This window comes from Granulibacter bethesdensis, assembly GCF_001889525.1.
Lineage (GTDB): Bacteria > Pseudomonadota > Alphaproteobacteria > Acetobacterales > Acetobacteraceae > Granulibacter > Granulibacter bethesdensis_C.
Genome location: NZ_CP018192.1, coordinates 365,801 through 379,372 on the forward strand (window position 1 = coordinate 365,801; position 13,572 = coordinate 379,372).

The following is a 13,572-nucleotide window of genomic DNA, read 5'->3' on the forward strand; positions in this document are numbered from 1 at the left end:
ATTATCGAAGGCGGCCAGCGTGATCCATAATGCGTCGATGCCAGCACTGCGATTTTGCACAGACATATGGTCATTGCATCACGCCCAGACCGCTCTTGACGCATGTCATGTCAGTCTTCAGGGATCAAACGCAAAAGACCTGATCGCTCAGGTCTTTTTGTTATCGATCCTGGAAGATGGAGGGCGAATTCTTACGCCTCACCCGGCTCGGTGGAGAACAGTTCGGCTTTGCCCGGCTTGTCCTTCCATTCCTCGGCATCCGCCGGAGGCTCGCCCTTGCGGGTGATGTTCGGCCAGACGCTGGCATAGGTACGGTTTTTTTCCGCCCAGGCGGTGGCGCGGTCGTCGCTGTCGGGGAAAATCGCTTCCGCCGGGCATTCCGGCTCGCACACGCCGCAGTCGATGCACTCATCCGGATGGATGACGAGCATGTTTTCACCGACATAGAAGCAGTCCACGGGACAGACTTCCACGCAGTCCATGAATTTGCAGCGGATGCAGTTCTCGGTGACCACGTAGGCCATAAAGTCACTCCCGATCGCCCAAAGCGGCATCGTCTTCTGATGCCGCGCTGAATATGTGGCGGGCATATGCCGGGCTTTCCACCCCGATGCAAGGATTGCCGCTCAGTTTTCGTCCGTTTCGGGCGGGATGCCGCTTTCCGCTGTCGGCATGGCCGGCAAGGAAGGCGGGGAGGCAGCCGTGTTGCCCCCGCCCGGAATATCCTCATACAGCCTGCGTGCCTCGCTGGGTGGCCCCCGGCGGGTCGCCAGTGAAAGCACCCGCAGCACCCGCACAGTCTGCCGCTCCGGCTGATCGCCGAGCGGGATGACCAGCACATCACCGATGCGGAGTCTGGCGTGCGGCTTGTTGGTGGCCTGTCCGTTCAGCCGGATCAAGCCGTGCTCGATCAACCTTGCGCACAGGGAACGGCTTTTCAGAAAGCGCGCGCACCACAACCAGCTATCCAGTCGCTGCCAATTCTGGGAGCTACCGGAATTGTGTGCGGAGATCTCGGGGAAGGCAGGCTTGCCGCTCATCGGTCCTGTGATCGTATGAAAGCTAGCGCCGCAGGGCGGCCAGCGCGGAGAAAGGATGGTCCGGCGCAACCGGTGTTGGCCTTTTTGGGGGCGGCGGTCGTCGGCTGGTCTCGCGACTGGTCTCCCGGTTTGAATCCCGCCGTGGCAGCGGCGCCAGCATAGGCGGGGAGGGTGGTCCATAGAAGGACGGTTCCAGTCCTTTGCTGGCAATTCGCAGGCCCAGCGCTTTCAGAACCATTGGCAGGATGGCGGTTGGAACGGACAGGCGTCCGGCCAGGCCGGCAGGCAGAGGCACTGGGCCGCGTCTTGCGGCGAACTTAAGCTCGGCGGCGATGCGTTCGGCAATGTCCAGCCGCAGATAGACCGGGCCTGTCCGGACCCATCCCATCGCTTCCGCAAAATCGGGTGGCCATCCAAGGCGGCTGGCCTCGGCCAGCGGCATCGATACCAGCGCCGGATGGGGCAGGGAGGGAACGGCATTCAGCCCACGGGCAATGCTCAGTAATCTGGCGCGTACCATGACGCAGGCAGCGTGGCGTAAAGCGGGAATGCTCAGGCCGAATCGTCCGGCCCGGACCCCGATCTGTTTCAGGGCGCTGCGTTCCGCCGGGGGAATGGCATCCTCGGTCGCGCCGGGCACCAGACCACCGTTTTCCATCAGACGGTGCAGATGTCCGCGCAGCATCGCATGGGGCCGGGCGGCTTCCTGCGCCTGAAACAGCGGTGCCATGGTGGTGGCAATTGTTTTGTCCAACCAGGCTTGCAGCCGCAGCCGGATACGTTCACGCAGGCTGCCGTCGAGAAACTCGCTGTCCGCCACCGCGATCATGGGGTTCAGAAAGCCAGGGCCGGGCCGCAACCGTGCGATCGGGTGGCCTTCCCACAGAATCTCCAGCCGGTCGGAGATGGACAGGGCCTGATCCGGTGTGGCTTCCAGACTGATGACCCGCCGCGGCATGGATTCGCGCAGGGCCCGCCTTGCGGCGCGCATGACCAGTTTTCTTTCTTCTCCGGCGATACCGGCTTCCGGTTCAAACCCGAAGCCCGTGATGTGACCGACCGCGTGGCCCTCCACGATTACCTGTCCCGCCTGCGTGACGGCAGAGAGCAGCGGGGTGTCATTCTGATCTTCCAGCCGTCGCAGCAAATGTGTGGCGCGGCGATCCACGAAGCGGGCGGTGAGTTTTTCATGCAACGCGTCGGAGAGCAGGTCTTCCACCTCTCTGGTCCGGCCCTGCCAGAACGGAGCATCATTGACCCAGTCCTGATGCGCGGCGATATAGCTCCAGACCCGGATGCCGGACAGGCGCTGCATCAGCGTGTCGATATCCCCATCGGCGCGGGCCAGATGGTCGATCTGACTGGCCAGCCAGTCAGCTTGCAGGGTTCGGCGCTGCAAGACCTGCAAAAAGACCCGGCCGCAGAGCTTGGTATGGGTGTCGTCTGCCAATTTGCGGAAATCGGGGATCTGGCAGGTCTCCCATAGCAGCCTCACCCGGCTGCGTCTGGTGCTGTGGCCGCAGACCAGTGTGCGGATCTCCTGATCCCGTAACAGCGCATCGAGGGTTTCGACATCGCTGGCATCATGCCCGCGCACCAGCCCGGTGCGGGGTGGCGGCGCATTGAGGCTGGCCAGCAGGGCATCGCCATCACTGAAATCGAGATCGGCATTGCGCCAGGCCAATTGGCCGATCGCCTCGAAACGATGGGTCTCCACCGCTTCGACCAGTTCTTCCGGCAGCGGTGGACAGTCGGCGGTGGTGCCGAAGGTGCCGTCCCGCATACCGCGACCGGCGCGCCCGGCAATCTGGGCGATCTCCGGCGCGGCCAGACGACGGGCGCGGTGGCCGTCGAATTTCGACAGGCGGGCAAAGGCGACATGGTCGACATCCATGTTCAGCCCCATGCCGATCGCGTCGGTGGCGACCAGAAAATCGACCTCTTTATCCTGATACAGCGCCACCTGAGCATTTCGGGTGCGGGGGGAGAGGCGTCCCATCACCACGGCGCAGCCGCCTTTACGGCGGCGGATCAGCTCGGCGATGGCATAGACGTCGCCAGCGCTGAACGCGACGATTGCACTGCGGGGCGGCAGGCGGCCGAGCTTGGCTGCCCCTGCATGACGCAGTTCGGACAGGCGGGGACGGGTCTCGATCTCGGCCTGCGGCACCAGGCTTTTCAGCAGCGGCCGGATTGTCTCCGCACCCAGAAACATGGTCTCGACCATCCCGCGCGCATGCAGCAGCCGGTCGGTAAAGACATGCCCGCGATCCGGGTCGGCGCAGAGCTGAATTTCATCCACCCCGATCCATTCGACCGCCCGGTCCAGTGGCATGGCCTCTACGGTGCAGGCAAACCACCGTGCTCCGGGCGGAATGATTTTTTCTTCCCCTGTTATCAGGGCGACGCGATCGGCGCCTTTGGAGGCCACCATACGGTCGTAATTCTCGCGGGCGAGCAGACGCAGGGGAAAACCGATGATGCCGCTTGCATGCGCCAGCATCCTGTCCATCGCCAAATGCGTCTTCCCGGTATTGGTGGGGCCGAGCACGGCCTTCACCCGGGGGAGTAACTGCGTCATGGATATATAGTCTGTGTGCAGGGAGACGGATTGCAAGCGGGCATCATGTGCGCCATCTCCATGACTGAAACGGAAGGGAATGCAAGAGGAGGTCCGTCCGCCGTCAGGGGCCGGTTCCTGTTCCCGCCGTGTTTGAGCATTTCTAACGATGGAGCGTACTCAGATCATGAGCGACCAGACAACAACCGGACAGGCTACCGCCGGAGAAACCGGGACCAGCGGTTCGGAGCAGCATCGTTTTGGGGCCGAAGTGGACCGGCTGCTGCACCTCGTCATTCATTCCCTGTACACCGAGCGCGAGATTTTCCTGCGCGAACTGGTTGCCAACGCTGCCGACGCCATTGAGCGCCGCAGATTCGAGGCTTTGTCCGACACCACCCTACTGGCTGGCGCGGATGAGGCGAAGATCCGTCTTTCCGCCGACAAGGCTGCCCGCACCCTGACCATTGCCGATGGTGGTATCGGCATGACGCGAGATGATCTGATCACCCATCTCGGCACCATCGCCAAATCAGGCACCCGCGCCTTTGGTGAGGCCCTGAAAGCCCGCGAGGAGCAAAAGGAAGGAGCTGAAAAGCCCACCACGATCGGCCAGTTCGGTGTCGGTTTCTATGCTGCTTTCATGGTGGCCGACCGGGTGGAGGTGACATCTCGCCGCGCCGGGACGGAGGATGCCTGGACATGGTCGTCTGAGGGAAACGGCACGTTCGCCATCGCGCCGGGCAGCCGGGATGCAGCAGGCACGACCATCGTGATGCATATCAAGGCTGATGCTGACGAATTCCTCGATTCCTGGCGTCTTGAAAACATTATCCGCAAATGGGCCGATTTTATCGCCGTTCCGGTACTGGTGGCACAGGAAGATGGCGAGGACAGGGCCGCCAATGATGGGGCCGCGCTGTGGCGCAAGAGCAAGTCGGAGGTGACGGAGGAGGACTATGAAGCCTTCTACCGTCATGTCGGCAGCTTTTTCGATCAGCCGTGGGCGACCCTGCACTGGCGGGCAGAAGGGGCGATTGATTTCTCCGCCCTGCTGTTCATCCCCGGCAGTCCCGGCTTTACGCCGATGGATGAGGAACGTGAAAGCCGCGTCCGCCTGCATGTGAAGCGGATGTTCATCACCGATCGTGCCGAGATCCTGCCTGCCTGGCTGCGTTTCGTGCATGGTGTGGTCGATACGGATGATCTGCCGCTGAATGTCAGCCGCGAGATGTTGCAGGCCACCCCGGTGCTGGCGCGTATCCGCAAGGCGGTGACGAATCGTGTGCTGACAGAGCTGAAAACCCGTGCCAAGGACGAGGAAAGCTACCGGACCTTCTGGCAGAATTTCGGCCGTGTGCTGAAGGAAGGCGTGTGGGACGATTCCGAGCATCGCAAGGATCTGCTGCCTTTGCTGCGTTTCGCATCCTCTGCCATTCCGGCGGATCAGGATGGCGGCCTGACCTCGCTGGATGCTTATGTCTCGCGTATGAAGGAAGGGCAGAAGGCGATCTACTACCTCGCCGGAGACCGGGTGGAGACGCTGCGCAACTCACCCCAGCTCGAAGGCTTCCGGGCGCAGGGCTACGAAGTGCTGCTGCTGGAAGACCCGATCGACGCATTCTGGCCGGAGCGTGCCGGGTCGTTCGCGGATAAGCCGATCCGTTCGGTGGCGCGCTCGGCGGAGGATCTGGCGGCACCGGAAGGCGACGTGCCGGATGTGTCGGCGCTGACCTCCGCCCTGAAAGCCGCGTTGGGCGAGCGCGTGTCGGAGGTGCGTGCCAGCACCCGTCTGGTCTCCAGTGCTGTTATTCTTTCCTCTGCGGGCGTGGGGCCTGACCTTCAGATGCAGCGTCTGCTGGCGCGTGCCGGACGTGGCTTGCCGCCCGCTCCGCCGGTGCTGGAAATCAACCCGCGCCACAAGCTGATCGCCTCTCTCGCCAGCGCTGCCGCGCAGGGTGAGGGCGAGGCACGCGGTATGGAAAGTGTCGCGGAAACCCTGCTCGATCTCGCGCGGATTCAGGAAGGCGAGGCCCCGGCCGACCCGACCGCCTTTGCAGGGCGGGTCATGAGCTGGATCGAGCAGGGTCTGCCCGGTCATCAGGCTGCGGAAAAGGCCTCCGCGTGAGCGGCGCTCCGGAGTGCCGCTCACGGGTGGTTGCTTCCCCGCATGAAATTGTCTGGGGGCGGCCTCTGGAGTGTTTCGTGGAGGGGGAGAGTCGTTCTCTCCCCATCTTTCCGTTGCGGCCGAAGGGTCTGGAGGCTTTTCTCGCCGGAGACGGGGCGCATGCTGCCGGGTTCCTGCGGGGGGCCGGGCTGACGGCGAAAGAGGGGCAGCTTCTGCTGTATCCGGCAGCGGATGGAACTGGTCCGGGCGGCGCGGTGCTGGGTCTTGGCGCCAGCCGTGATCCGTGGAGTTTTGGTGATTTGTCCAGTCGCCTGCCTGCCGATACGGTGTGGCATCTGGAGCCGGGGGATTATGCCCCCGATCAGGCGGCGCTTGGTTTCGCGCTGGGCGCTTATCGGTTCGACCTGTTCAAGGGGCGACAGGCTGCTCCGGTGCCGGCCCGTCTGGTTGTGCCGGCGGAAAGTGCAGGGGCGCTGGAAGAAGCCCGTGCCGTGTGGCTGGCGCGTGATCTCATCAACACGCCTCCTAACCGGCTGGGACCGCAGGAGCTGGCGGAAGCCGTGCGCCGGATTGGCCATGAGGCAGGCGCGGCAGTGGAAATCGTGACCGGTCCGGCGCTGGAGACAGCCTATCCGGCCATTGCCGCAGTGGGGGCAGGATCAGACCGGCCTCCCGCTGTGGCCATTCTGCGTTGGCAGGGTAGCCGTGCGGATGAGACTTCTCCGCTGATCGCGCTGTGCGGCAAGGGGGTGGTATTCGACACGGGCGGGTATGATCTGAAGCCCTCCGCCGCCATGCTGCGGATGAAGAAAGATATGGGCGGTGCTGCGGTGATGTTGGCGGCGGCGCGGCTGATCATGCAGCGCAATCTGCCGATCCGGCTGGTGCTGCGGATCGGATGCGTTGAAAATAGCGTCTCCGGTCGCGCTATGCGCCCATCCGATGTTTTGCGCACGCGCAGCGGACTGACGGTCGAGGTCGGCAATACGGATGCTGAAGGCCGTTTGGTCCTGTGTGATCTTCTGGCAGAAGCTGCTGAAGAATCGCCTTCCCTGTTGGTGGATGCCGCCACCCTGACCGGGGCGGCTCGTGTCGCAGCCGGTCCTGATCTGCCAGTGCTGTTTTCCAACGATCCGCTCTGGGCGGAGCGACTGGAACGGGCGGGCGGTAACGTCTCCGATCCGGTCTGCCGGCTGCCTCTATGGGACGGGTATGATTCATGGCTGTCCAGCGATGTGGCAGATCTGAATAGCGTGTCCAGCCGTCCGTTTGCCGGCGCGATTATTGCAGCCCTGTTTCTGCGCCGTTTCGTTCCGCCTGAGACTGCATGGGTGCATTATGACCTCTATGCATGGAACGATGAGAATAGGCCGGGTCGTCCGCGTGGTGGTGAAGGCCAGATATTGCGCGGCTTTGTAGGTTCATTGTCTTATTATTACAAATAATTCATTACGAGAAGTTTTAAGAACGCGATCGTCAATTTGATAGTATTTTCCTTTTAGCACAGACCATGCTGCATCGCAGATGTAGGGTCGGCTGCCATATAATCAGATAATATATGGCGGTTGCTGGATAAAACATTTTGTAACTCGGCTGTTGAAACGATTTCTGCGATTGTCGCGTTACAAGCAGGGAAAGGATCATTATTATGGCTAGTGTTAGCAATACGGATCAAATGGTCGGCATTCTGCGCGACACGGTTGTTGCAATGGTGCGTCGTGACGGTCCCGATCTCTCCGCCCGGCAGCTTGGCGTTTTTCTGACATGCTACATGCAGGATGGCGCTCATACGGTGCGTGGACTGGCGCAGGAACTGAATGTTTCCAAGCCCGCCATTACCCGTGCGCTCGATCGGCTGGGTGAGTTGGATTTGGCCCGTCGCAAAGTGGACCCGATGGATCGCCGCAGTGTGCTGGTGCAGCGAACCATGAAAGGCAACGCTTTCCTGCGCGATCTGCGTTCGATTATGGCCGAGGCAGCTGCCCCGCAGCGTCGCGGCAGCAACGAAGGACGACGCGTTGCGAATGGCTGATTTCTGCCCGCTACCTGTTTCCGACCGCTGCCATCAATTCTGACCCGATGGTATGCGGGGCGGGTGTCTGCCCGCTCATAAAGACATGAAAGCGGACTGATATAGGCGATCTGGGCAAGGCGGCCTTTTCCATCGGGAAAAGCGTTGCTAGTCTCGTCGCCCCCGCAGCCGGGCGCTCATGCATGGTGCTGTGGGCGCTGGCAGGATTGAAGCAATGAAGTTCAAGGCCGAACGCGCTGTGCTCCTTAAGGCGCTGGCGCATGTTCAAAGCGTGGTCGAGAAGCGGAACACCATTCCGATTCTGGCCAATGTGCTTCTTGAGGTGAAAGACGGTTCCCTTCGGTTCACCGCAACCGATATGGAAATTGCCATTGTCGAGGATGTTCCCGCAGAGGGCTTTCGTGATGGTGCTGTAACGGCTCCGGCTGGTACGCTCTACGAAATTGTCCGCAAGCTGCCTGACGGGGCGGATGTGGAGCTCGATCATCAAGCCGGTGATCAGCAATTGATGCTGAAATCCGGCCGCTATGCCACAAAGTTGGTGGTGTTGCCGACCGATGATTTCCCCAGCATGACCACGGGTGCACTGCCGCATCAATTCAAGCTGGCAGGCAATGTGCTGAGGGGGTTGATAGACCGCACACGCTTTGCCATCAGCACTGAAGAAACCCGTTATTATCTGAACGGTATTTATTTTCATGCGGCCCAGGGTGGCCCGGATGGAGCCGCCCTTCGTGCCGTTGCGACGGATGGCCATCGTCTGGCGCGCGTCGAGGAGCCTTTGCCGGAAGGCGCGCTCGGTATGCCGGGAGTGATAGTGCCACGTAAAACGGTCGCGGAATTGCGCAAGCTTCTGGATGAAGTAACGGATACGGTCGATGTCGCCCTTTCCGATACCCGTATTCAGTTTGTGGCGGGACCAGTCACCCTGACCAGCAAACTGATCGACGGTACGTTCCCGGAATATGAGCGTGTGATCCCCAAAGATAACGACAAGATTCTGCGGGTGGGGAAAAATGATTTCTCCGCTGCTGTGGCCCGTGTCGCGGCTATTTCTTCCGAGCGCTCCCGTCCAGTGAAAATGGCGCTCGACCGCAATCTGCTGGTATTGTCTGCCTCCAGCCCGGATCAGGGAACCGCGACGGAGGAACTGGATGGTGACCGCATCCAGTATGAAGCCGGGGCGCTGGAGATTGGTTTCCAGGCGCGTTATCTGAACGACATTACCGATCAGATCGCCGAGGAAGTTGAGTTCCGCTTTGCCGATGGCTCAGCTCCGACCGTGGTGCAGGATGCGGCGGATTCCAGTGCGCTTTATGTGCTGATGCCGATGCGCGTCTGAGGGGTCACCGCTGGCTATCTCTCTTCCCGCAGCTGCAGCGGCGGCTTTCTCCAGCGTGGAGGGGCCTTTGCCCCATATCCTGACGCTGACACTGACCAGCTTCCGAAATTATGCATCGCTGGCATGGTCTCCGCCGCCGGGGCTGGTGGGGGTTGTCGGCCCTAATGGCAGCGGCAAGACCAATTTGCTGGAGGCGATTTCCCTGCTTTCCCCCGGTCGCGGGCTGCGCAATGCCCGCACGGACCAGCTTGCAAGGCAGGGGGAGGGGGGAGATGGCAGTTGGGCAGTGCATGCCCGGATTCTGTCCCCGACAGGGCCGGTAGAACTGGCAACCGGCGTCCTCCCCGGCAATGAGCGTCGTCAGGTGCGGATTGATGGCGATGTCATGCGTGGTCAGGCCGAACTGGGCGAACATATCACCACAGTCTGGCTGACCCCGCAGATGGATCGGCTGTTTCAGGAGGGCCCTGCCGGACGTCGGCGCTTTCTCGATCGTCTGGTTTATGGGCTGGAACCGGCGCATGCACGGGAAGTCGCGGCTCAGGCGGCGAGTCTCACGGAACGGGCGCGGCTGCTGGCTATGTGGGCCGATCCGGCCTGGCTGGCAGCGGTTGAGGATTCCATTGCCCGTCATGCGACGGCGGTGACGGCTTCACGCCTTGCTTATGTCACACGGTTGAATGATGTTCTGGCTCAGGGAGGCGCAGGAGGTTTTCCGTCTGCAAGGCTGGATCTGAACTGCGCCATTGCCACCCGTCTTTCCCGCCATCCGGCGGTCGAGGTTGAGGACTGGCTGCGTGCCGCCTTGCGTGACAGCCGCGAGACTGATGGAAAGAGTGGCACGCAGGGAATAGGTGCCCATCGCAGTGATCTGCTGATGAAGGATGCGGCAACCGGCCGCTCGGCGTCGATTGCCAGTACCGGGCAGCAGAAAGCCCTGCTGATCGGGGTGACTTTGGGTCATGCCGTCCTGTTGCGGGCGGTGAGAGGGCGGCCGCCTGTGATGCTGCTGGATGAGCCTATGACCCATCTGGATGCCGAACGCCGGAAGCTTTTGCTGACGGCATTGAGGGGGCTGGGTGGACAAGGTTTTCTGACAGCGACAGACCGCGATGCGTTCGATGCGAATTTATCCTGTGTGACCTGTCTGGAAGGATGCCTGCACCCGGTATCCTAGAGGATAGACTCCTCTTTTCAGCCCGATGGGGCAGCTTGATGGGGCAAGCCTCGGTTAGGGCTGTCCCTCGGGGGGATAGTCGAGTATAAATAGGTGATTCCCGCGCTGTCCTGGAGCTTTTTGCCGGCATGTCCGATCCTACGCCGCTGCCGCCTGATTCTGATGCTTATGATGCGTCTTCGATTTCCGTACTCCGGGGGCTTGATGCAGTCAGAAAGCGCCCGGGCATGTATATCGGCGACACTGATGATGGCTCCGGCCTGCATCACATGGCGTTTGAAATTATCGATAATGCAGTGGATGAGGCTCAGGCCGGGTTCGCGAGCGAAGTCACTCTGACCCTGAATGGGGATGGCAGCGTGACTGTAACCGATGATGGGCGCGGTATCCCTACGGACATTCACGCCGAGGAAGGCATTTCCGCGGCGGAGGTCGTGCTGACCCGCCTGCATGCGGGCGGTAAGTTCAACCAGAATTCCTACAAGGTCTCCGGCGGTCTGCATGGCGTGGGAGCGGCCGTGGTCAACGCTCTGTCCGAATGGATGGAAGTGCGCATCTGGAGAGAGGGGCGTGAACATTTCATCCGCTTCCGTCATGGCGATGCGGAGGCTCCGTTGGTCGAGATCGGCCCTTCACCACGTGGTTCCGGCACGCAGGTCACGTTCAAGCCGAGCAACCTGACTTTTACCAGGGTCGAATTTGAATTTGCCACTTTGGAACGTCGCTTGCGGGAGCTGGCATTTCTGAATTCTGGCCTGAAGATCGTACTGCGTGACGAACGTCATGTTCCGGCTCAGGAAAGCGTGTTCTGCTATGAAGGTGGGCTGACCGCTTTCGTTGAATGGCTTGATCGCGGCAAGGTGGCGCTGTTTGATCCGCCGATCAGTGCGGGTGGCTCCGCCAGTGCCGACCAGGGAGACATCAAGGTTGAGTTTTCGCTGGTCTGGAACGACAGTTTCCATGAGACCATGCTGTGTTTCACCAACAATATTCCCCAGCGTGATGGTGGCACGCATCTGGCCGGTTTCCGTCAGGCGCTGACCCGCGTTGTTTCCAAATATGCTGAAGGGCTGGGTAAGAAAGAGCAGCTGGCTCTGGTCGGCGAGGATATGCGCGAAGGCATGACCGCCGTTTTGTCGGTCAAGGTTCCGGACCCGAAATTTTCTTCGCAGACCAAGGAAAAGCTTGTCAGCTCTGAAGTGCAGCCGGTGGTTCATGCGGCCGTCGCCGATGCGATCGGGCACTGGTTTGAAACGCATCCCAAGGAAACCCGCTCCATCATCCAGAAGGCGATGGATGCGGCCTCGGCCCGTGAAGCTGCCCGGCGGGCGCGTGAACTGACCCGGCGCAAGGGGGTGCTGGATATTTCTTCGCTGCCTGGCAAGCTTGCCGATTGTCAGGAGCGCGATCCTTCTAAATGCGAAATTTTCATCGTCGAGGGTGACAGCGCCGGTGGCTCTGCCAAGCAGGGCCGTGATCGTAAATTTCAGGCAATCCTGCCGCTCAAGGGCAAAATCCTTAATGTGGAGCGGGCACGTTTCGATCGTATGCTTGGGAGTGCCGAAATCGGTACGCTGATTACTGCGCTCGGTACCGGTATCGGTCGTGGAGAGCCTGAGCAGGGTGGATTCGATATTGCCAAGCTGCGTTACCATCGCATCGTCATCATGACAGACGCTGATGTGGATGGTAGCCATATCCGCACTCTGTTGCTGACTTTCTTCTTCCGCCAGATGCCGCAGCTTTTCACCAATGGACATTTGTACATCGCCCAGCCGCCTCTGTTTAAAGCCACACGCGGCAAGGATGAGCGCTATCTGAAAGATGAACGTGCTCTGGAAGAGTATCTTCTTTCCAAGGCGCTGAACGAGGCGCAACTGACTCTGGCGGATGGACGGGTGTTTGCCGGTGATGAACTGGCCGAGGAAGTCAACCATCTGCGTGATGTTGTTGCCCGGATGCGCAGGCTGGCCGGTGGTATTCCTCTGGCGCTGCTGGAACAGGCAGTGGTGGCGGGGGCGCTGCGTCCTGATGCTACGCCGGATACCCTGCAAACACTCAGCGCGCGGCTGAATGCTATTTCTCCCGCGTCTGAACGTGGTTGGATCGTCGCTTCGGAAGGTGAGGGGCTGACCATGCGCCGCACAGTACGGGGTGTCGCGGAGCGTCATACGCTGGAAGCCACTGCTCTGCGGAGTGCGGAAGCCCGCTGGCTGGCGGAGCGGACAGACCAGCTGGCAGCCCGCTATACGCAGCCGGTGAGTCTGGCGCTGGATGCAGCCCGGCTGGAGCTTGCCGGCCCGGCCTCGGTTCTGGAGCGTATTCTGGCCCATGGGCGCAAGGGTCTCTCCTTCCAGCGCTTCAAAGGGCTGGGCGAAATGAATCCCGAGCAGCTCTGGAGCACCACGCTCGATCCGGCGACCCGCACCCTGTTGCAGGTGAAGGTCGGCGATATCGAAGATGCAGGGCAGATTTTCAGCACGCTGATGGGCGACGTTGTCGAGCCACGGCGCGATTTCATCGTCGGTAATGCATTGAAAGTGGCTAATCTGGATGTATGACCGTGCAAAGGCGATCCTGTCAGCACTGGAACGCGTTGTTACGGAGCCGGAATCTCAATTGGGATTGACGCTGACTGCTGTCGCGGCGGCGGCGAATGCCTGTGGCTTCCTGGCGGTCGGCCGCTTTCTGTCGCATATGTCCGGCGTGGTCTCGACCATGGCCTTTCATGCAGCAGCCGGTGAGGTCGAGATTCTTCTGCTGATGGCAGGGGTGTTCACGTTGTTCGTGGCCGGCGCGGCCTGCTCTGCCATGATTGTGAATGAAGCTGTCCGTAGACGCTATCGGAATGTCTATATCTGGCCGCTGATTCTGGAAGCAATCCTGCTTGCAGCATACGGGATCGGTTCGACCATGGCGCTGCCGGAGTGGCGTTATGATGTCGTGATCGGTTTCAGCTTCCTGATGGGGCTGCAAAACGCGACGATCACCACAATCTCTGGCGCGCGGATGCGCACCACACATATTACCGGGGTGGTCACGGATATCGGCACTGAAATCGGTCGACTGCTCTATGAGCGGTCAGGGCGCCGCGTGATCCCCAGCCTGACCTCCAACCCTTACAAGCTCGTTCTGCTGCTCTGTCTGGTGACTTCGTTTTTTCTAGGTGGTGTGCTCGGTGTACTGAGTTTTACCCAGATCGGGTTACTAACCTGTGTGCCGCTGGCTCTGATCCTTGCCGTCGTGATCATGATCATGCACCGGTATTATCCTAACCGGCCGGAGAAATAAGA

Annotated in this window: 10 protein-coding genes; 7 read left to right on the plus strand and 3 right to left on the minus strand. The window is 61.0% G+C overall.

Going from position 1 to position 13,572, the window contains the following annotated elements; all coding sequences use genetic code 11:
- Positions 1-191 precede the first annotated feature (191 nt).
- The 3 genes from fdxA to GbCGDNIH6_RS01680 form a co-directional block, all read right to left on the minus strand.
- On the minus strand, positions 192-524 hold the full coding sequence (gene fdxA / locus GbCGDNIH6_RS01670; protein ID WP_025319559.1) for a ferredoxin FdxA: 333 nt from the start codon (positions 522-524) through the stop codon (positions 192-194).
- Positions 525-626: 102 nt separating this feature from the next.
- The gene (locus GbCGDNIH6_RS01675) at positions 627-1,040 is read right to left on the minus strand and encodes an RNA-binding S4 domain-containing protein (RefSeq protein WP_081369908.1); all 414 of its coding nucleotides are present in this window, start codon (positions 1,038-1,040) and stop codon (positions 627-629) included.
- 22 nt (positions 1,041-1,062) lie between these two features.
- Positions 1,063-3,621, minus strand: a complete 2,559-nt coding sequence (locus GbCGDNIH6_RS01680; RefSeq protein ID WP_072564240.1) for a helicase-related protein — start codon at positions 3,619-3,621, stop codon at positions 1,063-1,065.
- A 166-nt stretch (positions 3,622-3,787) separates the two neighbouring features.
- On the opposite strand from GbCGDNIH6_RS01680, the gene htpG reads away from it, so the two are divergent.
- The 7 genes from htpG (at position 3,788) to GbCGDNIH6_RS01715 (ending at position 13,570) form a co-directional block, all read left to right on the plus strand.
- On the plus strand, positions 3,788-5,728 hold the full coding sequence (gene htpG / locus GbCGDNIH6_RS01685) for a molecular chaperone HtpG (RefSeq protein WP_072564239.1): 1,941 nt from the start codon (positions 3,788-3,790) through the stop codon (positions 5,726-5,728).
- Positions 5,725-7,173 (plus strand): leucyl aminopeptidase family protein, encoded by a 1,449-nt coding sequence (locus GbCGDNIH6_RS01690; protein WP_198355790.1) that lies wholly within the window; start codon positions 5,725-5,727, stop codon positions 7,171-7,173. The genes htpG and GbCGDNIH6_RS01690 overlap by 4 nt, the downstream gene beginning before the upstream one ends.
- A gap of 203 nt (positions 7,174-7,376) precedes the next feature.
- Positions 7,377-7,760, plus strand: a complete 384-nt coding sequence (locus GbCGDNIH6_RS01695; protein WP_011631026.1) for a MarR family transcriptional regulator — start codon at positions 7,377-7,379, stop codon at positions 7,758-7,760.
- Between the two features lie 214 nt (positions 7,761-7,974).
- Complete coding sequence (gene dnaN, locus GbCGDNIH6_RS01700) at positions 7,975-9,102, plus strand: DNA polymerase III subunit beta (RefSeq protein ID WP_072562631.1); 1,128 nt, start codon at positions 7,975-7,977, stop codon at positions 9,100-9,102.
- Positions 9,103-9,169: 67 nt separating this feature from the next.
- Positions 9,170-10,279, plus strand: coding sequence for a DNA replication/repair protein RecF (gene recF / locus GbCGDNIH6_RS01705; RefSeq protein ID WP_232449897.1), 1,110 nt, complete (start codon positions 9,170-9,172; stop codon positions 10,277-10,279).
- A gap of 128 nt (positions 10,280-10,407) precedes the next feature.
- On the plus strand, positions 10,408-12,840 hold the full coding sequence (gene gyrB / locus GbCGDNIH6_RS01710; RefSeq protein ID WP_072562633.1) for a DNA topoisomerase (ATP-hydrolyzing) subunit B: 2,433 nt from the start codon (positions 10,408-10,410) through the stop codon (positions 12,838-12,840).
- Positions 12,833-13,570: a YoaK family protein gene (locus GbCGDNIH6_RS01715; RefSeq protein ID WP_081369909.1), complete on the plus strand. Its 738-nt coding sequence runs from the start codon at positions 12,833-12,835 to the stop codon at positions 13,568-13,570. The genes gyrB and GbCGDNIH6_RS01715 overlap by 8 nt, the downstream gene beginning before the upstream one ends.
- Positions 13,571-13,572: the final 2 nt, after the last annotated feature.

Coding starts and splice junctions, on each gene's coding strand:
- htpG (WP_072564239.1), top strand. CDS start 3,788: ATGAGCGACCAGACAACAACCGGACAGGCTACCGCCGGAGAAACCGGG.
- dnaN (WP_072562631.1), top strand. CDS start 7,975: ATGAAGTTCAAGGCCGAACGCGCTGTGCTCCTTAAGGCGCTGGCGCAT.
- gyrB (WP_072562633.1), top strand. CDS start 10,408: ATGTCCGATCCTACGCCGCTGCCGCCTGATTCTGATGCTTATGATGCG.
- fdxA (WP_025319559.1), bottom strand. CDS start 524: ATGGCCTACGTGGTCACCGAGAACTGCATCCGCTGCAAATTCATGGAC.
- GbCGDNIH6_RS01680 (WP_072564240.1), bottom strand. CDS start 3,621: ATGACGCAGTTACTCCCCCGGGTGAAGGCCGTGCTCGGCCCCACCAAT.
- GbCGDNIH6_RS01695 (WP_011631026.1), top strand. CDS start 7,377: ATGGCTAGTGTTAGCAATACGGATCAAATGGTCGGCATTCTGCGCGAC.
- GbCGDNIH6_RS01675 (WP_081369908.1), bottom strand. CDS start 1,040: ATGAGCGGCAAGCCTGCCTTCCCCGAGATCTCCGCACACAATTCCGGT.
- GbCGDNIH6_RS01715 (WP_081369909.1), top strand. CDS start 12,833: ATGTATGACCGTGCAAAGGCGATCCTGTCAGCACTGGAACGCGTTGTT.